We start from the raw sequence: 23,897 nt of genomic DNA on the forward strand, positions 1-23,897 counted from the left end.
CGTGGCGCGGACATGGCAGCACCAATCTTAGCATTCGAAGGCCTCGGGCTCGTCCAGGGCTCCGGCTGGCTCTTTCGCAATCTCGACATCCATATCGGCCCGCGCGACCGGCTCGCGCTGATCGGCCGCAACGGCGCCGGCAAGACGACTCTGCTCAAACTGCTCGGCGGCAGCGTGATCGCCGACGAGGGCCGCAGGGTGATCGTCCCCGGCACCCGCGTCGTGATCCTCGAACAGGAGCCCGACCTGCGCGGCTTCGCGACCCTGCGCGACTATGTGATGGCGGGCGACGATGCGCCGGTGAATTACGAGGCGGATTCGATCGCGGATCAGCTCGGCATCGACCTGTCGCGCGAGGCGGCCTCGGCTTCGGGCGGCGAGCGGCGCCGCGCGGCGATCGTCCGCGCGCTGTCGCAGGACCCCGACGTGCTGCTGCTCGACGAGCCGACCAACCATCTCGATATCGGCGCGATCGAGTGGATCGAGGAGTGGCTCAAGCGCTTCCGTGGCGCGTTCGTCGTCATCAGCCATGACCGCACCTTCCTGACCCGGCTCACCAAGCAGACCTTGTGGCTCGATCGCGGCGCGATCCGCCGGGCGGAGGTCGGTTTCGGCGGGTTCGAGGCGTGGACCGAGCAAGTCTATGCCGAGGAACAGCGCCAGGCCGAGAAGCTCGATGCGCGGCTGAAGCTGGAGGAGCATTGGCTGCTCCGCGGCGTCACCGGCCGGCGCAAGCGCAACCAGGGCCGCCTGACCAAGCTGCACGAGATGCGCGCCGAACGTGCGTCGATGATCGGACCGCAGGGATCGGCGAACCTGACGACCAGCAGCGACGACTCCAAGACGAAGGTCGTGATCGACGCCAAGAACGTCACGAAATCATATGGCGACCGCACGATCATCGGCGACCTGACGCTCCGCGTGACGCGCGGCGACCGCATCGGCATCGTCGGCCGCAACGGTGCGGGCAAGTCGACGCTGCTGAAGCTGCTCACCGGCGAAATCCAGCCCGACAGCGGCTCGATCAAGCTGGCGCAGACGCTCGACGCCGTGGTGATCGACCAGCAGCGCAGCCTGATGGCGCCCGAGAAGACGGTCCGAGACGTCGTCGTCGATGGCGGCGAATGGATCGATGTGCTCGGCGTACGCAAGCATATCCACGGCTATCTGAAGGACTTCCTGTTCGACCCGAACATGGTCGACGCGAAGATCGGCTCGCTATCGGGTGGCGAGCGGTCACGCCTGCTGCTCGCGCGTGAGTTCGCCAAGCCGTCGAACCTGCTGGTGCTCGACGAGCCGACCAACGACCTCGACCTCGAGACGCTCGACCTGTTGCAGGAGGTGATCGGCGATTACGATGGCACCGTGCTGATCGTCAGCCACGATCGCGATTTCCTCGACCGGACCGTGACGATCACGCTCGGGCTCGATGGTTCGGGCACGGTCGACGTGGTCGCCGGCGGGTATGAGGATTGGGAAAAGCGTCGCGCGTCGACGACGACCGGCAAGCGCGCCTCGAAGAAGGTCTCCGCCACCGCCCCGGTCGCGACCGCCCCCGCGCCAAGCTGACCTACAAGGACCAGCGCGATTACGAACTGCTCCCCAAGCGGATCGAGGAACTCGACGCACAGATGGCGGCGGATGCGGTCAAGCTCGCCAAGCCCGATCTGTACATGCGCGACCATGCGACGTTCGCGAAACTGACGGCAGCGATCGAGGCCGCACGCGCGGAGAAGGACGCGGCTGAGTTGCGCTGGCTCGAACTTGCGGAAATGGTCGACGGAGCCTCTTGACCTAGATTTAGCTGGACTTTTGCATCGTTGCTGAATACGGGAACCAGTGTGTGATTGCTGCGTTGCGGCAGTTCGGTTCGTTTATTCTGGAGATGTTTATGAAGCTCAAGGCCCTTACCGGCAGCGCACTCGCTGTCGCAATGATGACCACCTCGGTTGCAGCGTCGGCTGCTCCTGCTTCGACTGCTTCGACCGTCCGCGCCGGTTCGGTGACGTCGAACAACAGCGAAGCAGCTAGCGGTGGCGTGATCGCTGCTCTGATCGCTGCCGGTGTGGTCGCAATCGGCGTCATTGCTATCGTCAAGGACGATAACAACGACGACGATTCGGACAGCAACTAAGCGTTTCGGGCCGACGCGTGATGCGTCGGCCCATTCGTTTCGCGGCTAGAGCGGCTTCCCAGCCCGGCCTGCGAGATCGACGATAAACTGCCACGCCACGCGCCCCGATCGGCTGCCACGGCGTGTTGCCCACCCGATCGCATCGCTAGGCTCGAACGACAGATCGTTCGCCTTCGCATAGGCCGCGACGATCGCGATATACCCTTCCTGATCCAGTGCATGGAATCCGAGGCTGAGACCGAACCGGTCTGCCAGGGCGAGATGGTCGTCGGCTGAATCGCGGGGATTGATCGCGCTTTCCTGTTCGGCGATGTCGCGCGGTGCCAAGTGACGACGGTTCGCGGTCACCACCAGCCGGATATTGGCCGGCCTTGGTTCGGCGCCACCTTCCAACATCGATCGCAACGTCCGCGCGTCGGCGGGAACGTCGAAACCCAGATCGTCGACGAACACCACGAACGCCCGGTCGACTTGCGCCAGCGTCGCGAACAGGGTCGGCAGGGCGCTCAGATCCGACACCTCGATCAGCGCAATATCGCCACCGCGCGACGCGGTGTCCCGGTTTTCCGCCTGGACCGCCGCGACCGCGCTTTTGACCAGCGCGGACTTGCCGGTCCCACGCGCGCCCCACAGCAGCACGTCTTGCGCGGCGTAGCCCGCCGCCAGATGACGCAGGTTGGCGATGAGCGCCGCCTTCTGTCGATCGACGCCGATCAGCATGGCGAGCGGGAGCGGCGCAAAGCTGCGGACCGGCGCCAATGCGCCGTTGCGCCAGGCATAGGCCGGATGCGCTAGCGGGTCGGCGGCAGGCGGCGGTGGCGGCGACAGGCGCTCGAGGGCAGCGGCGATGCGCTCCAGGGGATCGGTCATGTCGCCGCTATTGGCGGGCGTATCCCGTCGAGACAAGCGGTCAGCGCAGCGCGGTCAGATGGCCGGCGATCGTGACGTCGCCGGGCGCGAGGCGCGATGCCTTTACCAGCAGCTGTCGCGCACCTGCGGCATCGCCGTTCGCGGCCAGCGCAACGCCGTACGCATCGGCCGCAGCCGCGCTCATAGGTGACATCGCGTACGCCGCGCGGCCGTAGCGCACCGCGATCGCGCCATCGCCGTCACCACCGTCATCGCTGCCGCCGCCTGCATAGGCCAGCGCGAGATCGGTCAGCACGCCCCCATCGCGATTGCCGACACGGCGGCGCACGCCTTCGAGCGTCTCGATCGCCGCGTCCCACGCACCCGATTCGACCTGCCAATGGCCGAGCAGGCGCTGGCCCGCCAAACTCTGCGGGTTCTGCGAAAGATACAGCGCTAGCGCGGTCGCTGCGTCCTCGGTCTGCCCGCTCCGTCCCAGCGCATCGACGAGCCGGAGCATCGTCGGCTCGTCGAACGACAGGTCCGCGGCCCGGGCATAGGCGGTAGCCGCTTCCGGATAGCGCCCTGCCGCGACCAGCGTATCGCCCAGCGCGAGCTGAGCGGCGGGCGCACCGGGACCGGCCTGCACCAATGCGCGAGCACGGGCGATCGCCCCGGCGGTGTCGCCGCTTGCGACCTGTGCGCGGATCACCCCGAGCACATAGGTCGGGTCGCCGGCCGAAGCGTCCGCGCTGGCCATGAGTGCGCCGATCGCGTCGTCGGTCGTAAAGACGGACGCCGGTGCGATCGGCCCCGCCGCCGCGCGGTCGAGGAATCGTGCCGCCATCGCCCGGTCTCCGGCGGCCTCGAACGCGCGCGCGATCAGCGTCAGCGAGTAACTGTCGGCATCGGATCGCAACCCGATCGGCCGCAGGGTATCGAGCGCACCGCGCCGATCGCCAAGCCGTAGCAACGCCGCGCCGAGCAACCGCCGGGCGACGATGTTGAGCGGCTGAATCGCAACCAGCTGACGCCAGGCCGTCGCGGCCTGTTCGAACTTACCCTGGGTATAATCGAGGCTTCCGGACAGCAGCAGCGTACCCGGCAGGCCGCCGATCCCACCGCCCGTGCGACGCAACAAGGAGCGCGCGAGATCGATCCGTCCGGCTCGCGCGGCGAGCACGGCCTGCAGATACAACGCCTGCGGACTGCCCGGCCGCGCCAGCAGCGCGCTTCGCGTCGTCGCCAGCATCTCGGCGTTGCGCCCCGCATCGCCGAGCGTCGCGGCATATTCGATCAGCGCCGGATGATAATAGGCATCCTGCCGCAACGCCGCCTCGAACCAGGGAAGCGCCGCGATCAGGCCATAGCGGCTGCGGATCACCTCGCCTTGCAGCGTCAGCGCAGCAGGTTCACGCGGTGCCAGCGCGACCGCACGCGTCGCCGCGACCGACGCGCCGCCAACATCGCCCGCGGTCAGGCGGATACGCCCAAGATCGGTCCACGCCGCCGCATCGCCAGGATTGCGCCCCAGCACAGATTGGAGGATCGCGCGCGCACCGACGCCATCGCCCTGCGACGCAAGCGCACGCGCATGGATACGGTCGCCATAATCGGCATAGCGGGGTCGCGTCGCCGTGGCCTCGTCGATCGCGCCATCGGGATCGCGCTGCAAAAGACGAGCATGCGCCTGGAGCTGATGAAGACGAGCGGCGGGCAACCCCGCGTCGATCGCCCGCGCGATCTCGGCTTCCGCCGCCAGACCGTCGCCGAGTTCGAGATAGGCGCGCGCCAGCACGGCATGCGCGATCGCCCATTTCGGTGCCGCCTTGATCGCGGCCTGCGCATTGCTCCGCGCCGCGCTGTAATTGCCGTCTTCGAGCGTCGTCAGGCTCACGGCAAGAAGGCGCCGCGCATCGGGCTGCGGTGGGCGCATCGCCAGGGCCACGCCGATCCCGACGATGACCAGGCACAGCACGCAGATCGCCAGCAGCCGCGCGCGTTCGCCCGAGATCGCCGCGGGTAATGTTAGACCCCGGGACAGCGGCCGCCGTCGCTTGCGCCGTCGCAGCATGGGATAGCGCGCGTCAGGCATGGAGGTCGTAGCTCTTCAGCAGATCGTACAGCGTCGGCCGGCTGATCCCGAGCAAGCGCGATGCGCCGGAGATATTGCCGTCCGCCCGTGCCAGCGCCTGGCGGATCGCTTTCCGGTCGGCGAGTTCGCGGGCGGCACGCAGGTTGAGCGCGGAGGCTTCCTCCGCCCTGCCATCGAGATCGAGATCGGTCGCGGTGACCAGCTTGCCGTCGGCCATGATCACCGCGCGCTTGATCCGGTTCTCCAGCTCGCGGACATTGCCCGGCCAGCCCCAGCCATCGATCGCAGCGCGCGCGTCGGGAGCAAGGCCGGTGACGACGGGGTTCATCGACGCGGCGTAGCGCGTGACGAAGTGGCGCGCGAGCAATACCGCGTCGCCGGTCCGGTCGGCCAGCGCCGGGATCCGCACGACGATCTCGGCGAGGCGGTAATACAGGTCTTCGCGGAACCGACCGTCGGCGACCATACCGTCGACATTCTGGTGGGTGGCGCAGACGATCCGTGTGTTGACCGGGATCGCTTTCCGTCCGCCGACGCGTTCGATCACGCGCTCCTGGAGGAAGCGTAGCAGCTTCACCTGGAGCGCGAGCGGCACGTCGCCGATCTCGTCGAGGAACAGCGTGCCGCCGGCGGCCTGTTCGATCTTGCCCTCGGTGGTCTTCACGGCCCCCGTGAACGCGCCCTTTTCGTGGCCGAACAGCTCGCTTTCGAGCAGGGTCTCGGGGATCGCCGCGCAGTTGATCGCGACGAAATTGCCGCGCGACCGCGGCGACGCGCCATGCAGGCCGCGCGCGAGCAGTTCCTTGCCGGTGCCGCTCGCACCAAGCAGCATCACCGAGACGTTGGCCGGTGCGACCCGCTCCAGCGTGCGTGTGACCGTCGCCATTTCGGGTGAGGCGCTGATCAGCCCGCCGAAACCGCCCGCATCGATCCGCGCGGCGAGGCGGCGGTTCTCCGCCTCCAGCGCATGGACATGAAACGCGCGGCTGACGATCAGGCCGAGCGCGTCGATATCGATCGGCTTGGCGTAGAAATCCCAGGCGCCGTCGGCGATCGCCTGCAGTGCACTCTCGCGGGCACCGTGCCCCGAGGCGACGATCACCTTGGTATCGGGCTTCATCGCGAGGATATCGCGCAGGGTGGCGAACCCTTCGGTCACGCCGTCCGGGTCGGGCGGTAACCCCAGGTCAAGTGTGACGACCGCGGGCTCATGCGCGCGGATCGCATCCAGCGCCTGTGTCCGATCGCTGGCGACAACGATCTCATACCCTTCATACGCCCAGCGAAGCTGACGCTGAAGCCCAACATCGTCCTCGACGATCAACAGGACAGGGCGGCCCTTGTCGCTCATGCCGCCGCCTCCAGCGATGCGGCGGCAGCAGCGACGGCGGGAAGCAGGATGCGGAAGCGCGTGCCCTCGCCTTCGCGGCTGACGACTTCGAGCGAGCCACCCATCGCGTGCACCAATTGTCGCGCCTCGAACGCGCCGATGCCGAACCCCGCGGGCTTCGACGACACGAACGGGCGGAAGAGCTGGTCGCGAACGAAGCCCGGCGTCATGCCGCAGCCGTGATCGATGACGTCGATCGCCACCCGGTCGCCGATCGTTTCCACCGACAGCAGGATCGGATCGTCCGCGCCGCTGGCCTCGACCGCGTTCTGGACGAGCTGGCCGAGGACCTGTTCAAGCCGGGCGGCATGTCCCAGCGCGCTGGCCGAGCCGCCGCGCGTGAGGATCGGGTGCTGGGCCCGGCGGGCAGTCGCGACGCGCGCGACGATCGCGGTCACGTCGAGCGGCTGGAGGGGCTCACCGCGGACGGGGCCGTGCTGCGAAAGGCGGGCGAGCAGCGCGTTCATGCGATCGGACGAATCCTTGAGGGTCGCGACCATGTCGACGCGGAAATCGGGGTTGTCGGCATGGCGTTCGGCGTTGCGCGCCACGAGCGTCAGCTGGCTGACGAGGTTCTTGATGTCGTGCAGGATGAACGCGAAGCGGCGGTTGAACTCGTCGAACCGCGCCGCATCCGCCAGTGCCGCATGCGCGCGATCCTCCGCGAGATAGCTTGCCGCCTGCCGCCCGGCGACCCGGAGCAGGTCGAAATCCTCCCAGTCGAGGGCGCGGTCTACCGGCGGGCGAGCCAGCACGATCGCACCGACCAGCGCGCCGCCATGGACCAGGGGGACGATCGCCCAGGCTTCGGGGCATTCCCGGAGCCACGCGGGTACGCTCGCCAAGTCTTCGGCGGATGCGGTGCCCGCGCGGACCGGGTCGAGCTCGACGATCCGGGCGTCGCGCGCGAGGTAAGCGGCAAGTGCGTCGTCATGCGGTCCATCGGCCGTGCCGAGCCAGTTCCACGTAGTGCCAAGCCCTAGCGATCTGCCATCGGCCACTAGCAACAGGCCACCTGGTGAATCGGTCAGATCGGCGATCGACTTCACAACGCGGATATCGAGCGTCTCGGCACCGACGCCCGGCTTGCCGAGCGTATCGGTAAAGCGCTGCCACTCGGCGCGGTAGTCATAGCGGTGACGGAAGAGGTGCTTGGCGATCTTCACCTTGGTCCAGGCGCGCAACCACGGCGTCGACAGCAGCGCCAACATGCTCGCGGTCGCACCGAACACGATCGCGGCCTGCACGGCGCGCGCGTGCGAGCCTGCGTAGCCGGCAGCGATGTGGCTCGCGAGCGCGGTGATGCCGGCATATAGGATCAGCGCGATTGCCGACAGCGCGCGCACCGCGATCGGCCGCGACAGCGCGAGCGTCCAGTCGCCGCTGCGATGCACGCCGACCACCAGCAGCGCGGCCGCGCCAGTCATCACGGCGCCGTTCGCGACGATCGTCAGCGAGGTCCAGCGCGCGTCGAAATAGAGCGCCCCGAGACGATCAGGTCGGCGCCCCACATTGCGGCAAGCGCCAGCAGTACGAGGCGAATGCCGCCACGCGAAGCCGGTGCCGCCTGATAGAGGTGATGGACCAGCACGAGGCTGCTGACCGCCCCCATCATCCGCAACACGGCCCGCGCGGATGCCAGTGCGGCGAGCGCGTCGGCATCCAGCCCCATCCGCTCGACGATGGCCAGCAGTGCGGCGGTCCCGGCTAATGCCATGACGACGAAATAGACCGCCCCCAGCGCATAATTGCCCGCCCGATCGCGCCGGACCAGCGCGAGCATGAAACCGAGCCACGCGATGTCACGCACGCACGCGGCGATCCGCGCCGCGACGTCGCGCGAGTCGATCCCGGCGACCGCGAGCGCCCACAGGCTGGTCGTTACCAACGCGAATACGAACGCGGCGTGCGGCCAATGCCCGCCGGGCCGCCGCAATTGCGCCAGCGCGAGCGCGCCGAACAGCAGCGCCGCGAGCGCGTGGCTCCACAGGACCAGCGTCGTGATCATGTCATGACCATCGCGACGATCATCGCGCGCCCGCCGGCCACAGCACGACGCGCAAGGTCTGCAAAAGGATCAGCATGTCGAGGAACGGCGAGTAGTTCTTCGCGTAATACAGGTCGTATTCGAGCTTGTGCCGAGCATCCTCGATCGACGCGCCATAGGGGTAGTTGATCTGCGCCCAGCCGGTGATCCCCGGCTTCACCATGTGGCGTTCGGCGTAGAAGGGCAGCTGTTGCTCGAGCTGTTCGACGAATTGCGGGCGCTCGGGACGCGGGCCAACGAAGCTCATCTCGCCCTTCAGCACGGTCCAGGTCTGCGGCAGTTCATCGATCCGCACCTTGCGGATGAACCGCCCAATCCGGGTGATCCGCGGATCGTCCTCCGCCGCCCACACCGCCGTCCCCGCAACCTCGGCGTCCTGCCGCATCGAGCGCAGCTTCAGGATATCGAAACCCTCATGGTACAGCCCGACGCGACGCTGGCGATAGAAAGCGGGGCCCTTCGACTCGAGCTTGATCGCGATCGCGGTGAGCAGGATGATCGGCAGCGTGATTGCGAGCAGAAGCCCGCTTGCGACGATGTCGAACGCGCGTTTGAACACGCTCGACAGCATCCGGCTCGACGCGAACCCATCCGAGAAGATCAGCCAGGACGGGTTGACGCTCTTCAGGTCGATGCGGCCGGTCTCGCGTTCGAGAAAGCTCGATATCTCGCTGACCTGGACACCGGTCGTGCGGACACGCAGCAGATCCTTCATCGGCAGCGCGTTGCGCCGTTCGTCGAGCGCGAGGATGACCTCGCTCGCATTCTGGTCGACGATGTGCGCCGCAAGGTTCGGGATGTCCGCCCGCGGCATGGCGTCGGGCACGACCGGGTTCGCCTCGCCCATCCATACGAAGCCGGCCACGACGAAATTGATCCCAGGCTGTCGCGACAGATCGAGAATCTGCGCGGCACGCTTGCCCGCCCCGAGGACGATGATACGGCGCTTGAACGTCTCGCCGCCGAGCGTCTTGCCGAGCAGCGCGCGCACCGTGACCAGCAACACCGTCGCGATGACCGTCGAATAGAGCAGGTTCGAGCGCCAGAAGGTCAGCGCGGGCACCAGGAAGAAGATCAGCGACAGGAACATCACGCCGAGCGCCAGCGCCACCGCCAGCCGTGCAGCGGCAAAGCGCAGCGACAGGAACGAGGCAACGCCATACGCACCGACCGCGACCAGCGACACCTGCAACGCGATCGCAAACGTCAGCAGCTGCGCGGATCCGCGTGTCGATCGGCTCGACGATCATGCCGATCTGGTGCGCGCGCACGACCCAACCGATCTCCGCCGAGACAATCAGCAGAATCAGGTCGACCAGCCCCAACAGCAGGACGGTATGCGGCACATAGTGTTTGAAAAGGCGTATCATGATCCGCTATCCCGACACATCGGTGTAAATGCTACCGACACCCGAACGCCACGTCTCGCAGCAAAACCCCAAAAAAGGCTGAACATGACGCATCCAATTGGATCATTCGACGATTGGCACGCGTGACCGCTTCGCTATAGCTCGGCGCCACCTGGAGGATTCATGACCGCACGTAAGATCGTTCCCGTTATTCTGTCAGGCGGCTCCGGCACTCGCCTTTGGCCGATGTCCCGGCCCGAGATGCCCAAGCAGATGCTGGCGCTGACGGCGAACGAGACGATGCTCCAGTTGACCGCGGGTCGCGCGCAGGGCGAACGCTATGCTGCGCCGATCGTCGTCGCCAATGCGCGCCACGCCGATCTGGTCGAGCAGCAGCTCGCCGACGCGGGCGCGACGCCGCAGGCACTGATCCTCGAGCCGGCCGGTCGCAATACCGCGCCCGCCATCGCACTGGCCGCCATCGCCGCGGGCGGCGGCGGCGACGCCTTGCTTGTCATGCCGTCCGACCATGTCATCGGCGACGTCGCCGCGTTCCATGCGGCGATCGAGGCGGCGATGCCGCTGGTCGCACAAGGCTGGCTCGTCACTTTCGGGATTGCGCCGGACTCGCCCGAGACCGGCTATGGCTGGATTCAGATCGGTGACGAGCTGAAACCAGGCGTCAACCGGGTCGCGCGGTTTGTCGAGAAGCCACCGCTCGACAAGGCGCAGTCGATGCTGGCCAGCGGCGACCACGCCTGGAACGGCGGCATCTTCCTGTTCCTCGCCGACGCCTATCTCGAGGCGCTGGCTCAGTTCGATCCGGGCATCCTGACGGCCACGCAGGAGGCAATGGACAAGGCACGAACCGAGGGCGCGCGGATATATCCCGACGCGGTCGCCTTCGCCGCCTCGCCCGACGATTCGATCGACTATGCGGTCATGGAAAAGGCCGACCGGGTCGCGGTGGTGCCGGTCGACATGGGCTGGAACGACGTCGGCAGCTGGGATGCGCTCCACGCGATCAGCGACACCGACAGCGACGGCAACGCGCATCGCAGCCACGGCGACGGTGCCGTGCTCGCGATCGATACCAGGAACTGCTTCGTCCGCAGCGACGGCGTCCGCGTTTCGCTGGTCGGGGTCGAGGATCTGATCGTGGTTGCCAGCGGCAACGACGTGTTGATCATGCCGCGCGGCCGCAGCCAGGAGGTCAAGAAGCTGATCGAGGCGATGAAGGCCACGTCGGCCGGCTGACGGCCAAGCTTAATTCGTTCGGGCGTGTCCGAGATGCGACCCGAGCCAGCGGGCCCGAGCCAGCGACTAACGTTTCTTCCGGGTCTTGGGGACCTGCGACAGACGCGTGAGCAGCGTCGGAATGTCATCCGTGATCATCGTGTCTGTCGGCGTTTGCCACGACGATCGCAGCGCTTCGCCGACGATGTGCAATCGCGTGTCTGACGCACGCCTGGGTGTCTCGTCGTGCACGGGAAAGCCTTGGTTACGTATAAGAGCCCAGCGCGTTCGTCGGGGGGCGATGACGCCGCCGGGCTCTCCCATCAAACCTATGATCACCGAACCGGTTCCGCTGCGCGCGCGGTAAATTTGGTCGCGAAAAATCGTATCCGTTCGCCTCTGGTCGTATGGATGCGCCATGGCCTAGAAAGACCAACAGTTTACGGGAGAGTTCGTCATGGATCGTCGCCAGTTCCTCGCATCGGGGAGCGTCGCCGCGCTTGCCACTACCGTGTTGCCGTCCAGCGTGTTCGCGCAGTCGACCAGCGACACCGCGCTCAATGCGGAGTTCGAGCGGATCTTCCAGAAGAGCGTCGCGCGGTCGCCCGAGCTGGCGACCTCGCTCGGCCTCGACAAGGGCCCGCTCGCCGGCCTCAAGAGCCAGCTCTCGCCGCGGACGCCCGAAAAGCGCGCACGCGACGTTGCCGAGACCAAGGCGTCGATCGCGAGCCTTGCGCGCTATGACGGCGCTGGCCTGTCGCCAGCGGCCAAGCTGAACCTCGAAGTGGTGCGCTATTCGCTGAACACGCAGATCGCCGCGCCAGAGAAATTCGGCATGGACAGCCCGATCCGCCCCTACCGGATCTTCCAGCAGGGCGGCGCCTATTTCCAGGTGCCCGATTTCCTCAACACCGCACACACGATCAACGCTATGCCCGACGCGGAGGCGTATCTGGCGCGGCTCGACCAGTTCGGCACGGTGCTCGACCAGGAGAGCGCGATGCAGCAGGCGGAGGCCACGCGTGGCCTGCTCGCGCCCGGCTGGTCGCTCGACCTGACGCTGGGCCAGATGCGGAAGCTGCGCGGTCAGCCGGCGGCGACGTCGAGCATCGTCCAGTCGCTGGTCAAGCGGGCAGCCGCCAAAGGTCTTACCGGCGACTGGCAGGCGCGCGCGGCGAAGATCGTCGACGACAAGGTCTATCCCGCGCTCGACCGCCAGATCGCGCTGATCGAGCGGTTGAAGCCGACCACCAAGCCCGGCGACGGGATCTGGCGCGTGCCGAACGGCGACGCGATCTACGCGATGGCGCTCAACCAGGCGACGACGACGACGATGAGCCCCGACGAGGTCCACCGCATCGGCCTCGCGCAGGTCGCCGAGATCACCGCGCAGCTCGACACGATCCTCAAGTCGCAAGGATTCACCACAGGCACTGTCGGCGAGCGGCTGGCCAAGCTGAACGTCATGCCCGATCAGCTCTACGCGAACACTGCCGAGGGTCGCACAGAGCTGATCGCGGGGCTCAACGACAGCGTGAAAGCGATGTACGCCAAGCTGCCCCAGGCGTTCTCGGAGGTGCCGACGCAGCCGCTCGAAATTCGTGCCGTGCCGGTGGAGATTCAGGACGGCGCCTCGAACGGCTATTATAACCGCGCCTCGCTCGATGGCAGCCGCCCGGCGATCTACTTCGTCAATCTGAAGGACGTCGGCGACTGGCCGAAATACACGCTGCCCTCGCTCACCTATCACGAGGGCGTGCCGGGGCATCACCTTCAGATCAGCCTCGCGCAGGAATCGAAGGACATTCCGACGTTGCGGAAGATAGGCTTCTTCTCGGCCTATTCGGAAGGCTGGGCGCTGTACGCCGAGCAACTCGCCGACGAGCTCGGCGCCTATGCGTCGCCGCTGGAACGCGCGGGCTATCTCCAGTCCTTCCTGTTCCGCGCCACGCGCCTGGTGGTCGATACGGGTATCCACGCCAAGCAGTGGAGCCGCGAGAAGGCGACCGACTACATGGTCGCGACGACCGGCTTTGCCCGGCCGCGGACGCAGCGCGAGGTGGAGCGGTACTGCACGCAGGCCGGGCAGGCCTGCAGCTACAAGGTCGGGCACATGGCGTGGACGCGGGCTCGGGTGAAGGCGAAGGCGGCGCTCGGCGACAAGTTCGACCTGAAGCAGTTCCACGACATCCTCAAGGAGGGCGCGATGCCGCTGACGATCCTGGAACGCCGCGTCGACGAGCGGATCGCGGCCATTCGCGGGCGCGCATAAATCCTCATGAAGGTGGCGATCATCGGGCTGGCAATGATGCTGTCGGGGGCGGGCGCCCCCGGCAATGCCCCGCGGCCATCCTCGGCGGCTGCCATCCTGAAGGCCGAACTGATCGACGCGCACGGTCCCTATCCGCAGGCGCACGCGTCGACGATCGTGCAACTCGCCGACGGCACCTTGATGGCGGCCTGGTTCGCCGGATCGGGCGAAGGCAATGCCGACGTCCGCATCTGGACGTCGCGTAGCAGCAGCGGCGGGGACGGCGGATGGAGTGCGCCCGAACCGGTGGCGGTCGGCATTGGTGCCGACGGGCGCCGCCTTCCGACATGGAACCCGGTCCTGTTCCAGCCCGCTCCCGGTGACCTGCGCCTGTTCTACAAGGTCGGGCCGAACCCGCGCGACTGGTGGGGCATGATGATCCGCTCGACCGACAACGGCCGCAGCTGGGGCAAGCCGGAGCGCCTGCCCGACGGCGTGCTCGGCCCGATCAAGAACAAGCCCGTCGTCCTGCGCGACGGCAGCTGGCTATCGCCGTCGAGCCGCGAGGAGGGCACCGCGGAGGCCAATCGCTGGTCGCTCCGCATGGAACTGAGCACCGATCACGGCGCACATTGGACGGTCGGGCCGTCGATCCCCTCGCCAATGCATATCGAGGCGATCCAGCCCAGCGTGCTCTACTATCCCGATGGCCGGCTCGAACTCGTCGCGCGCACGCGGCAGGGTGCGCTGGCGATGAGTTGGTCGAAGGATACCGGTCGCACGTGGTCGCCGCTCGCCGCGATCGATCTTCCCAACCCCAATGCCGGGACCGATGCGGTGACACTGCGCGATGGGCGACAGTTGATCGTCTACAATCACAGCGGTCACGCGCCCGACCGTCCCGGCGACGGGCCGCGCTGGCCGCTGAATGTCGCGCTGTCCGACGATGGCGTGCGCTGGCATCCGGTGCTGACGCTGGAGAGCAAGCCGCTGCCCGACGGCTATGCCTATCCCGCGGTGATCCAGACGCGCGACGGGCTGGTCCGGATCACCTACACCTATGATCGCAAGCACATAAAATACGTCGTGGTCGACCCGCGCCGTCTGCGCTGATCCAGACTAAAAGCGATGGTTGAACGTCTTTAGGTTCAGCTTTGGGGCCGACAATCGTACGGGCACCCCGCCCTTGTTCTCCCGCGAAGGCGGGAGCCCAGTCTGGATCCCCGCCTTCGCGGGGAAACACGTCTTTCGTCCTGGGGGTTCGCGCTTAGCCGCACGAAGTCCCCATCTTTTAGCGTCCCTTCACGTCGAGCGTCTGCGCGGCCACGCGGACCGTTGCGGTCTGGACGATGTCCGCCGCGGAGGTGGCGAGCATCACCTTGTAGTCGCCGCCCGCGATCTTCCACCCGCCGCTGGCGACGTCGAACGTCGCGAGCAGGCGCGGGTCGATCGTGACCGATACCGTCTGGCTCTTGCCGGGGGCGAGATCGACCTTGCGGAACGCGCCGAGCCGCTTGGGCGCCTCCCAGCCGGCGCCCGACACATAGACCTGCGCGACCGCCTTGCCTTGCACTGCGCCGGTGTTCTGCACCGTGAAGTCCGCCTTGATACCCTTGCCCGCGGCTGCCGCGGTCAGGCCGGTCATCGCGAAGTTCGTGTAGGATAGCCCATAGCCGAACGGGAACAGCGGCTTGGCGCCGATCTTGTCGAACCATTTATAGCCGACCGCGGCCCCCTCGATGTCGTAATTCCCCATCGGATGCGCATCGCGATCAAGCTTCGGATCGCCCTCCAGCTTGGGGCGCGGGGCCTGTGCCAGCGACGCCGGGAAGGTCGCGGGGAGATGCCCCGACGGATTGACCTCGCCGGTCAGCACGCGCGCGGTCGCCTCGCCGCCCGCCGTGCCGGGGTACCAGGCCTCCAGTACCGCACCGACCTTGCCCAGCCACGGCATCACCACCGGGCCGCCGGTTTCGAGCACGACCACGGTCTTCTTGTTCGCCCCCGCGACCGCGTCGATCAGCGCGTTCTGGTTGTCGGGCAGGTTCAGGTCGGGCACGTCGAACGACTCACCCGTCCACTGCTCGCCGAACACTACGACGACGTCCGCCGTGCGCGCCGCCGCAGCAGCCGCCTTCACGTCCTTGCCGTCGAGATACGTCACCGTCGCCCCAGTCCGCGCCTGCAACGCCTTCATCGGCGAAGACGCGTGATAGGTCTTGGGCCCCGGAAAACCGCTCGGGAATTCGTCGGGTACGACCAGACCGTTCGTCGGCGCGTTATGCGAATACACCTGTGACGATCCGCCGCCCGACAGCACGCCGACATCGGCATGCGCGCCGATCAGCAGGATCGACCTCGCAGACTTCGCGATTGGCAACAGGCCGCCCGTGTTCTTGAGAAGGACGATGCCCTCCTCCGCATCGGCGCGCGTGACCGCGGCATGCGCAGCATAGTCGATCTTGGTCGCCTGATCGCCGTTCACGACGGTGTCGAACGCTCCGACCGACACCATTCCCCACAGCACGCGCCGCGCCATGTCCGTCGCACGCGCTTCGCTGACATGGCCGTTGTTGACCGCCTCGCGCAGCGCATCGGCGAAATACGCCGAGCGATCGAACGCCCAGCCCGACTGCTGGTCGAGCCCGGCATTGGCCGCCTCGCTGGTCGAATGCACCGCGCCCCAGTCGGACATGACATAGCCCTTGAAGCCCCAGTCGCGCTTCAGGACTTTGTTGAGCAACCAGTCGTTCTCGCACGCATAATGGCCGTTCACGCGGTTGTACGCGCACATCACGGAGCCGGGCTGGCCGACCTCGTTGGCGATCTCGAACGCGAGTAGGTCGGACTGGCGCGCGGCCTGTTCGCCGATCCTGTGGTCCATCGTGAAGCGGTTCGTCTCCTGCCCGTTGAACGCGTAATGCTTCATCGTCGAGACGACGTGCTGCGACTGGATGCCCTTGATTTCGTGGCCGGTGATGACGCCCGCCAACAACGGATCCTCGCCGCCATATTCGAAATTGCGACCGTTACGCGGCTCGCGGGTCAGGTTCATCCCGCCGGCAAGCTGCACGTTGAAGCCCGACAGGAACGCCTCCCTGCCGATCATCGCGCCGCCCGCCTGCGCGAGTTCGGGGTTCCAGGTTGCCGCGGTCGCGATCCCCGACGGCAGCGAGGTGCGCAGGCGAGGCGTCGGCCCGCGCTGGCTGGCGACGCCGACGCCGGCATCGGTCTGCCACTGGTTCGGAATGCCGAGCCGCGGGATGCCGGGGACGATCCCGGCGGACGCGGGCAGGCCGTCCTTGGGATAGACCCAGTTCTTGACAGGCGTCTTCAGCCAGTCGGCATTGGTCGCGAAATAGCCGAAGGTGAGTTGCAGCTTCTCGTCGAGCGTCATCTCCTTGAGCAGCAGGTCGACGCGGGCGTCGGCGCTCAGGCGCGTGTTCATCCAAGGCCGCGCCTTGGGAGCCTCGGTCCGCGCCGCCGCTGCGCCGGGCGCGTTGTTGGTCGTCTGCGCGATGGCGGGCGCGGCGATTGCCAGCACCGATCCCGCGAGCAGACGGACGAACAGGGCGCGGGATCGGGATGCGGTCATGGGGTCACTTTCAGGCTGATCGAATGCGCGCCGTGTGTGCCGCGTTCGTCGCGGTATCGCAACCGGCCGTCGCAACGTCCCCCTCCCTGAAAGGGTCTCCCCTCCCTGAAAGGGTCTCCCCTCCCTGAAAGGGAGGGGTTGGGGGTGGGTCGGTTTCCGGATCGTGGTACGCCGGCGACCCAAGCGGGCCTACCCACTCCTACCCCTCCCTTTCAGGGAGGGGAGCAGAAATAGACGCAGCACTTCACCGAACGCCAGCCAGCCCTTTCGCCATCAGCCGAAAGCGCCCGCGCCGCGCGGGTACAATCACGCCTTCCCGAAGCCACCCCCGCCGGGCGTCTCGATCACGAACACGTCGCCGGCTTGCATGTCGACCTTGGCGGTAGAGCCGAGGCGTTCGACACTCCCATCCGCACGCTCGACCGCCGCCGATCCCAGCCCGCCCGCCTCGCCGCCCGCCATGCCGAAAGGGGCGACGCGGCGGCGGTTGGCGAGGATGCAGGCGGTCATCTCTTCGAGGAACCGGACGCGCCGCGTCCCCCGTCGCCGCCGTGGTGCACGCCTACCCCGCCCGAGCCGCGACGGATCGAGAATTCCTCGAGCAACACCGGGAAGCGCGTTTCGAAAATTTCCGGGTCGGTCAGCCGGCTGTTGGTCATGTGCGTCTGGATCACCGACGCGCCGTCGAAGCCGGGCCCCGCACCTGCTCCCCCGCGATAGTCTCATAATATTGGTGCGTATCGTTGCCGAAGGTGAAGTTGTTCATCGTCCCCTGGCTCGCCGCCATCGCGCCGAGCGCGCCGAACAGCGCGTCGGTGACGACCTGGCTCGTCTCGACGTTGCCCGCGACGACCGCGGCCGGATAGCGCGGGTTGAGCATCGAGCCTTCGGGCACGCGGATCGTCACGCCGCGCAGACAGCCGTCGTTGAGCGGTACCGCCTCGTCGATCAGCGCGCGTACGACGTAGAGAACCGCCGCGCGTACGATCGACACAGGCGCGTTGAAGTTGGTCGGGCGCTGCTCGCTGGTGCCCGCGAAGTCGACCTCCATCGTCCCGGCCGCGCGATCGACGCGGACCGCCACGCGGACGACCGCCCCGTCGTCCATCTCATACGCGAACGCGCCGTCGTCGAGCGTTGCGATCAGGCGGCGTACGGCAGCGTCGGCATTGGCCTGGACGTGTTCCATATACGCCGCAACGACGTCCGTGCCGTATTCGTCCGCCAGCCGCGTAAGCCCGGTCGCGCCTCGCGTGCAGGCCGCCAACTGCGCGGCGAGATCGGCGATGTTCTGGTCGATGTTGCGCGCAGGATAGAGCCCGCTCGCGAACACGGCGCGCAGATCGGCTTCGAGGAACCGCCCTTCGTCGACCACCAGCACGTCGTCGAGCAGCACGCCCTCTTCATCGACCGAGCGGCTTTCGGGCGGCATCGATCCGGGAGTGACCCCGCCGACGTCTGCATGATGGCCGCGCGCGGCGACGAAGAACGCTGGCGCGTCGTCGTCGCCTGCGAAGACCGGCATGATGACGGTGATATCGGGCAGATGCGTGCCGCCACGATACGGCGCATTGAGCGCGTAGGCATCGCCGCGCCGGATACCGCGGCCGTCTGCGCCGCCGCCGCGCGCGTCGATGATCGTCCGGATGCTCTCGCCCATCGAGCCCAAATGGACCGGAATGTGCGGTGCGTTGGCGACGAGGTTGCCGCGCGCGTCGAACAGCGCGCAGCTGAAGTCGAGGCGCTCGCGGATGTTGACCGAGGCGGCCGAGCGTTGGAGCGCGGCCCCCATCTCCTCGGCAATGCTCATGAACAACCCGGCGAAAATCGCCAGCCGGACAGGGTCGGACTCGGTGCCGATACTCGCGCCGATACGAGGTGCGATGCGGTCGAGGATGAGGTTGCCGATAGGATCAACGCGCGCACGCCAGCCGGGCTCGACGATCGTGGTCGAGACGCTGTCGAGAATCAGCGCGGGACCGTCGACGCCGTGTCCGACAGGGAGCCCTTCACGCGCGAGGACAGGCGTGTCGTGCCACGCGCCGGCCATGTAGACGGGGGCGACCGACAGTGGCGCAGCAGGCTCGTCGGGGAAGGCGACCAGCGCGGCATCGATCGGCGGGCTCTCGGCGATCGCCTCCGCGACGATCCGGTCGGCAATCAGCGGCGCTTCGCTGGCGAAACCGAACTGCGCGATATGTGCGGCATCGAACGCGGCGATCATCGCTGCCGGGTCGTCGAGATCGAGTTCGATGGTGTGGTCGGTCTGGCCTCGGCGCAGATGCACGCGGCGTTCGATCCGGACGTCGTTGGCGGCGATGCCCTGCGCTACGAGGGCTTCGCGTGCAGCCTCCGCCAGATCGTCCAGCGCCTGCGTGATCTCCGCATATTCTGCAAAGGCCGCGCCTGACGTCGCCTCACGCAACACCCGGCGATCGGCCAGTCCCATGCCATACGCAGACAAGACCCCGGCCAGCGGGTGGATCATTACCCGGTCCATCGCCAGCGCATCCGCGACGAGGCACGCATGCTGCCCCCGGCCCCGCCGAAGCACGCGAGCGTATAGCGCGTCACGTCATGCCCACGCGCGACGGAAATCGTCCGGATCGCATTCGCCATGTTCGCCACCGCGACCGCGACGAACCCTTCCGCCGCGACCTGCGGATCGAGCGGCAGGTCCGCGAACCGGGCAGTCACCGCTTCGGCATCGAGCGGGGCATCGCCGGTCGGACCGAACAGCGCAGGGAAGAATTCGGGGCGCACCTTGCCCAGCATCACGTTGCAGTCGGTCACCGTCAGCGGCCCGCCGCGACGATAGCACGCAGGCCCCGGCACCGCGCCCGCGCTCTCCGGCCCGACGATCAACCGCTCGCCATCGAACCGACAGATCGAGCCCCCGCCCGCCGCGACGGTGTGAATCCGCAACATCGGCGCGCGGATGCGAGCGCCGGCGATCAGCGTCTCGGTGTCGCGTTCATACGTGCCGGCGTAATGCGATACGTCGGTCGAGGTGCCGCCCATGTCGAAGCCGATGACGTGCTCGAACCCGGCCTCGCGAGCAGTCGCCGCCATGCCGACGATGCCGCCAGCGGGACCCGACAGGATCGCGTCCTTGCCGCGAAAGCCCGCGCCGTCGACCAGCCCGCCCGACGACTGCATGAACAGCGCGCCCTGCCCCAGCGCCGCGCTGAGGCCCGCGACATAGCGATCGACGACCGGCGACAGATACGCGTCGACGACGGTCGTATCACCCCGCCCGATCAGCTTGACCAACGGCGCTACGCGGTGGCTGACCGATATCTGCGTGAAGCCGATCTCAACCGCGATCGCCGCCAGCGCTTCCTCGTGCGCGGTGAAACGATAGCCGTGCACGAGAACAATCGCGACCGCGCGCAGCCCGCTCTCGAACGCCGCCTGCAAGCCCGCGCGCGCCGCATCCACGTCAAGCGGCCGGAGCACCTCGCCCTCCGCCCCGACCCGCTCGTCGATCTCCACCACCTGCGCGAACAGCGGCGGCGGGCGGTTCACGTCGCGCGCGAAAATATCGGACCGTTCCTGGTGCCCGATCAACAGCGCATCGCCGAACCCGCGCGTGATCGCGAGGCATGTCGGCTCGCCCTTGCGTTCGAGCAGCGCGTTGGTCGCGACCGTCGTCCCGATCCGCAATTCCAGCGGCACGTCCGCACCGTCGGTCAGCCGCCGAATCGCCTCGACCGCCGCGTCACCGTATCGCTCAGGATCCTCCGACAGCAGCTTCGCGGTGACGATCCGCCCATCCGGTTGCCGCGCGACGACGTCGGTGAACGTGCCGCCGCGGTCGATCCAGAACTGCCATGCGGTCATCGGTCAATCAGCCCAGAAAAGCAGTCATCCGTGCGGCGGCATCGGTCCACGCCACCTGGCGTTCGTCGAGCCATGCATCGTCGTAATAAGTGCAGCCATAGCGGTCGCCGCCATCGCACAACAGCGTGACGATGCTCCCCGTCTCGCCCACCGCCGCCATTTCCTCGACGATCTGCGCACAGGCCGAGAGGTTGGTCCCGGTCGAGCCGCCGACGCGCCGCCCGAGCCGATCCGACAGTGCCCGCATCGCGCCGATGCTGTCGGCATCCTCTACCGCGATCATCCGGTCGATGACGCTCGGCACGAAGCTCGGCTCGACGCGCGGCCGCCCGATCCCCTCGATCCGCGACGCACACCCCTCTGGCAACGCGACCACCGAGCGATCCTCGAAATGACGATGGAACACCGAATGCACCGGGTCGGCGACGCACAGTTTCGTGTCGTGCCGGCAGTATCGGATGAAGCGCCCGATCGTCGCCGACGTGCCGCCGGTTCCTGCGCCGCAGACGATCCAGGATGGGCACGGATGCTCCTCCTCGGCCATCTGCGCGAAGATGCTCTCGGCGATGTTGTTGTTGCCGCGCCAGTCGGTCGCCCGCTCGGCATAAGTGAACTGGTCGAGATAATGCCCGCCGGTCTCGGCCGCGAGCCGGTGCGAGACCGCGTAGACGGTGCGCGGATCGTCGACCATGTGGATCTCTCCGCCGTGGAAGCGGATCGCGTCGAGCTTGGGCTTGGCGGTCGTCGCGGGCACTACGGCGATGAACCGCAAGCCCAGCATCCGGGCGAAATACGCCTCCGACACCGCGGTCGACCCCGACGAGGACTCGATCACCGTCGTCTCCGGGCCGATCCATTCGTTGCACAGCGCATACAGGAACAGCGACCGCGCGAGGCGGTGCTTGAGGCTGCCGGTCGGGTGCGAACTCTCGTCCTTCAGGTACAGCACGATGCCCGGATACCGCGGCAGATCGACGCGGATCAGGTGCGTGTCGGCGGACCGGTTATAGTCCGCCTCGATCCGCCGCACCGCCTCCGACAACCAGTGCCGGTGGACGTGCTTCGTCACCCTTGCAGCCCGTGACGGACCAGCATCGCGGTCGGCTCGGGATCACGCCCGCGGAACGCGCGGAAGCTCTCTGCCGCCGGCCGCGTCGCCCCCGCGCGAGCACTTCCTCGCGGAACCGGTCGCCGGTCTTGCGATCGACGAGACCCGCCTCCGCGAACGCCTCGAAGCCGTCAGCAGCCAGCAGTTCGGCGTAGAGATAGCTGTAATAGCCGGACGCATAGCCGCCGGCAAAGATGTGGCTGAACGCATGCGGGAAGCGGTGCCATTCCGGCGGGCGGATCACCGCCACCTCGTCGCGCACCGCCTCGATCACCTCGATCGGATCGCTGCCCATCGTGCCGAGATGGAGCAGCAGATCGAATAGCGCGAACTCGACCTGGCGCAGGATGAACATCCCCGCCTGGAAATGCCGCGCCTTCACCATCCGCTCGAACAGGTCGGCGGGGAGCTTCTCGCCGGTCTTGTAGTGGCCGGACATGCCGGTCAGCACGTCCTTGTCCCAGGCGAAATCCTCCATCAACTGGCTCGGCAGCTCGATCGCGTCCCATTCGAAGCCGTTGGTGCCGGCGATGCTCGGCCGGTTCACCTTGGTGAAGAGCAGGTGGATGCAGTGCCCGGTCTCGTGCAGCAGCGTGGTCACGTCGTTGTGGCTCAGCAGCGACGGCGTCTCGCCACCATCCGGCGCGAAGTTACAGACCAGATACGCGACCGGCACCGTCACGGTATTGCCGTCGTGCAGCCGCGGCCGCGCCTGCGCCATCCACGCACCGCCACGCTTGCCGGTGCGCGCGTGAAGGTCGAGATACAGCCCCGCGAACACCGTCCCGCTCTCGTCCACCACGTCGAAGAACCGCGCGTCATCGTGATACAGCGAGACATCGTCACGCTCGACCAGCTTGATCCCGAACAGCCGCTGCATCAGCGTCTGCCAGCCCTCCATCACGCGCTCGACCGGGAAATACGCCTTCACCACCTGCGCATCGACCGCATAGCGATCCTGCCGCAGCCGGTTCGAGACGAACCCCGCATCCCACGGCTCGAAATCCGCGATCCCGAGTTGCTCGGCCGCAAACGTCTTCAGTTCAGCCAGATCGCGCTCCGCCGCCGGCTTCGCGCGCCGCGCCAGATCGCGCAGGAACGCGATCACCTCGGCGCCGTTCGGCGCCATCTTGGTCTCCAGCGACCACGCGACCGGATCGGTGAACCCGAGCAGCTTCGCGCCCTCATGCCGCAACTCGAGAATACGTGCGATACGCGCGCTATTGTCGAACTCGCCCGCGTTCGGCCCCTGGTCCGACGCGCGCGTCGCGAACGCGCGGTACATACGCGCGCGCAACTCGCGGTTCTCGGCGAAGGTCAGCACCGCGTTGACGCTCGGCTGCTGCAAAGTGACGAGCCAGCCTTCCAGCCCCTTAGCCTTGGCGGCATCCGCGAACATTGCCTTGTCCGCGTCCGAGATCCCGGCGAGATCGGCCTCGTCTGTCACCAGTTCGGACCACGCATCGGTCGCATCGAGCACCGCGCTGCCGAACTCGTTCGACAATCCCGACAGCTCGACCGAAATCTCGCTGAACCGGTCCCGCGCCTCCGGCTCCAGCGCCACGCCCGACAGCGTGAAGTCGCGGATCGCCTGCTCGACCGCGACCCGGTCCTCGGTCGGCAGGCCGGCAAACTCAGGCGACACGCTCAGCGCGACGAACACCTCGTACAAATCGCGGTTCTGCCCGACCTTCATGTCGTTCTCGACGAGCCGCTTCTGCCCCTCCGAATACGCCGCACGCAGTTCGGGCGTGTCCGCGACGCCGTGCAGATGCGACACCGCCGACCAGATCGCGCCGATCTCGGTATTCGCGCGCTCGTACGGCAGCCACGCGCCCGCGAGATCGGTCGGCCGCGCGGTCGTCAGCGCCTCGACCATCGCCTCATGCCGCGCGATCGCCTCGTCGAGTGCCGGCGCGATCTGGTCGGGCGAGAGCTCCGCAAAACGGGGCAGCGACAGCGTATCGAGAAGCGGGTTCGTCGGGGCAGTCATGGGAAAT

At 67.4% G+C, this 23,897-nt stretch carries 14 protein-coding genes and 2 pseudogenes; 6 read left to right on the forward strand and 10 right to left on the reverse strand.

What is annotated here, in order from left to right; genetic code table 11:
• The first annotated feature begins 12 nt into the window (after positions 1-12).
• The 3 genes from AC0IX7_RS13110 to AC0IX7_RS13120 are packed head-to-tail and all read left to right on the forward strand — an operon-like array spanning position 13 to position 2,134.
• On the forward strand, positions 13-1,569 hold the full coding sequence (locus AC0IX7_RS13110; RefSeq protein ID WP_471812255.1) for an ABC-F family ATP-binding cassette domain-containing protein: 1,557 nt from the start codon (positions 13-15) through the stop codon (positions 1,567-1,569).
• The gene (locus tag AC0IX7_RS13115) at positions 1,473-1,793 is read left to right on the forward strand and encodes an ABC transporter C-terminal domain-containing protein (RefSeq protein ID WP_471812256.1); all 321 of its coding nucleotides are present in this window, start codon (positions 1,473-1,475) and stop codon (positions 1,791-1,793) included. The genes AC0IX7_RS13110 and AC0IX7_RS13115 overlap by 97 nt, the downstream gene beginning before the upstream one ends.
• Before the next feature lie 50 nt (positions 1,794-1,843).
• Positions 1,844-2,134, forward strand: coding sequence for a hypothetical protein (locus AC0IX7_RS13120; RefSeq protein WP_471812257.1), 291 nt, complete (start codon positions 1,844-1,846; stop codon positions 2,132-2,134).
• 45 nt (positions 2,135-2,179) lie between these two features.
• On the opposite strand, the gene AC0IX7_RS13125 is transcribed toward AC0IX7_RS13120, so the two are convergent.
• The 6 genes and pseudogenes from AC0IX7_RS13125 to AC0IX7_RS13150 form a co-directional block, all read right to left on the reverse strand.
• Positions 2,180-3,004, reverse strand: a complete 825-nt coding sequence (locus AC0IX7_RS13125; RefSeq protein WP_471812259.1) for a DUF815 domain-containing protein — start codon at positions 3,002-3,004, stop codon at positions 2,180-2,182.
• Positions 3,005-3,044: 40 nt separating this feature from the next.
• On the reverse strand, positions 3,045-5,057 hold the full coding sequence (locus AC0IX7_RS13130; RefSeq protein ID WP_471812260.1) for a tetratricopeptide repeat protein: 2,013 nt from the start codon (positions 5,055-5,057) through the stop codon (positions 3,045-3,047).
• A 13-nt stretch (positions 5,058-5,070) separates the two neighbouring features.
• Complete coding sequence (gene prsR, locus AC0IX7_RS13135; protein WP_471812261.1) at positions 5,071-6,429, reverse strand: PEP-CTERM-box response regulator transcription factor; 1,359 nt, start codon at positions 6,427-6,429, stop codon at positions 5,071-5,073.
• Positions 6,426-7,979 (reverse strand): XrtA/PEP-CTERM system histidine kinase PrsK, encoded by a 1,554-nt coding sequence (prsK, locus tag AC0IX7_RS13140; RefSeq protein WP_471812262.1) that lies wholly within the window; start codon positions 7,977-7,979, stop codon positions 6,426-6,428. The genes prsR and prsK overlap by 4 nt, the downstream gene beginning before the upstream one ends.
• Entirely contained in the window at positions 7,919-8,476 is a 558-nt protein-coding gene (locus tag AC0IX7_RS13145) for a hypothetical protein (RefSeq protein WP_471812264.1), read from the reverse strand. The genes prsK and AC0IX7_RS13145 overlap by 61 nt, the downstream gene beginning before the upstream one ends.
• Positions 8,477-8,495: 19 nt before the next feature.
• A pseudogene (locus tag AC0IX7_RS13150) lies at positions 8,496-9,885 on the reverse strand (TIGR03013 family XrtA/PEP-CTERM system glycosyltransferase).
• A gap of 162 nt (positions 9,886-10,047) precedes the next feature.
• Here AC0IX7_RS13150 and AC0IX7_RS13155 point away from each other — a divergent pair.
• The 3 genes from AC0IX7_RS13155 (at position 10,048) to AC0IX7_RS13165 (ending at position 14,464) form a co-directional block, all read left to right on the forward strand.
• The gene (locus AC0IX7_RS13155) at positions 10,048-11,121 is read left to right on the forward strand and encodes a mannose-1-phosphate guanylyltransferase/mannose-6-phosphate isomerase (RefSeq protein WP_471812266.1); all 1,074 of its coding nucleotides are present in this window, start codon (positions 10,048-10,050) and stop codon (positions 11,119-11,121) included.
• Between the two features lie 436 nt (positions 11,122-11,557).
• Positions 11,558-13,372, forward strand: a complete 1,815-nt coding sequence (locus AC0IX7_RS13160; protein WP_471812267.1) for a DUF885 domain-containing protein — start codon at positions 11,558-11,560, stop codon at positions 13,370-13,372.
• A 6-nt stretch (positions 13,373-13,378) separates the two neighbouring features.
• On the forward strand, positions 13,379-14,464 hold the full coding sequence (locus tag AC0IX7_RS13165) for a sialidase family protein (protein WP_471812268.1): 1,086 nt from the start codon (positions 13,379-13,381) through the stop codon (positions 14,462-14,464).
• 178 nt (positions 14,465-14,642) lie between these two features.
• Here AC0IX7_RS13165 and AC0IX7_RS13170 read toward each other — a convergent pair whose 3' ends face one another.
• From AC0IX7_RS13170 to AC0IX7_RS13185, 4 genes and pseudogenes are all read right to left on the reverse strand, one after another.
• Positions 14,643-16,946: a glycoside hydrolase family 3 C-terminal domain-containing protein gene (locus tag AC0IX7_RS13170; protein WP_471812269.1), complete on the reverse strand. Its 2,304-nt coding sequence runs from the start codon at positions 16,944-16,946 to the stop codon at positions 14,643-14,645.
• 306 nt (positions 16,947-17,252) lie between these two features.
• Positions 17,253-20,789 (reverse strand): annotated as a pseudogene (locus AC0IX7_RS13175) (hydantoinase B/oxoprolinase family protein).
• A gap of 7 nt (positions 20,790-20,796) precedes the next feature.
• Positions 20,797-21,858 (reverse strand): PLP-dependent cysteine synthase family protein, encoded by a 1,062-nt coding sequence (locus tag AC0IX7_RS13180; RefSeq protein WP_471812271.1) that lies wholly within the window; start codon positions 21,856-21,858, stop codon positions 20,797-20,799.
• Positions 21,794-23,890: a M3 family metallopeptidase gene (locus tag AC0IX7_RS13185; RefSeq protein ID WP_471812272.1), complete on the reverse strand. Its 2,097-nt coding sequence runs from the start codon at positions 23,888-23,890 to the stop codon at positions 21,794-21,796. The genes AC0IX7_RS13180 and AC0IX7_RS13185 overlap by 65 nt, the downstream gene beginning before the upstream one ends.
• Positions 23,891-23,897 lie beyond the last annotated feature (7 nt).

This window comes from Sphingomonas sp. AC411 (genome assembly GCF_979253035.1).

Coding starts and splice junctions, on each gene's coding strand:
- AC0IX7_RS13125 (WP_471812259.1), bottom strand. CDS start 3,004: ATGACCGATCCCCTGGAGCGCATCGCCGCTGCCCTCGAGCGCCTGTCG.
- prsR (WP_471812261.1), bottom strand. CDS start 6,429: ATGAGCGACAAGGGCCGCCCTGTCCTGTTGATCGTCGAGGACGATGTT.
- AC0IX7_RS13160 (WP_471812267.1), top strand. CDS start 11,558: ATGGATCGTCGCCAGTTCCTCGCATCGGGGAGCGTCGCCGCGCTTGCC.
- AC0IX7_RS13130 (WP_471812260.1), bottom strand. CDS start 5,057: ATGCTGCGACGGCGCAAGCGACGGCGGCCGCTGTCCCGGGGTCTAACA.
- AC0IX7_RS13170 (WP_471812269.1), bottom strand. CDS start 16,946: ATGACCGCATCCCGATCCCGCGCCCTGTTCGTCCGTCTGCTCGCGGGA.
- AC0IX7_RS13155 (WP_471812266.1), top strand. CDS start 10,048: ATGACCGCACGTAAGATCGTTCCCGTTATTCTGTCAGGCGGCTCCGGC.
- AC0IX7_RS13165 (WP_471812268.1), top strand. CDS start 13,379: ATGAAGGTGGCGATCATCGGGCTGGCAATGATGCTGTCGGGGGCGGGC.
- AC0IX7_RS13110 (WP_471812255.1), top strand. CDS start 13: ATGGCAGCACCAATCTTAGCATTCGAAGGCCTCGGGCTCGTCCAGGGC.
- AC0IX7_RS13185 (WP_471812272.1), bottom strand. CDS start 23,890: ATGACTGCCCCGACGAACCCGCTTCTCGATACGCTGTCGCTGCCCCGT.
- AC0IX7_RS13145 (WP_471812264.1), bottom strand. CDS start 8,476: ATGATCACGACGCTGGTCCTGTGGAGCCACGCGCTCGCGGCGCTGCTG.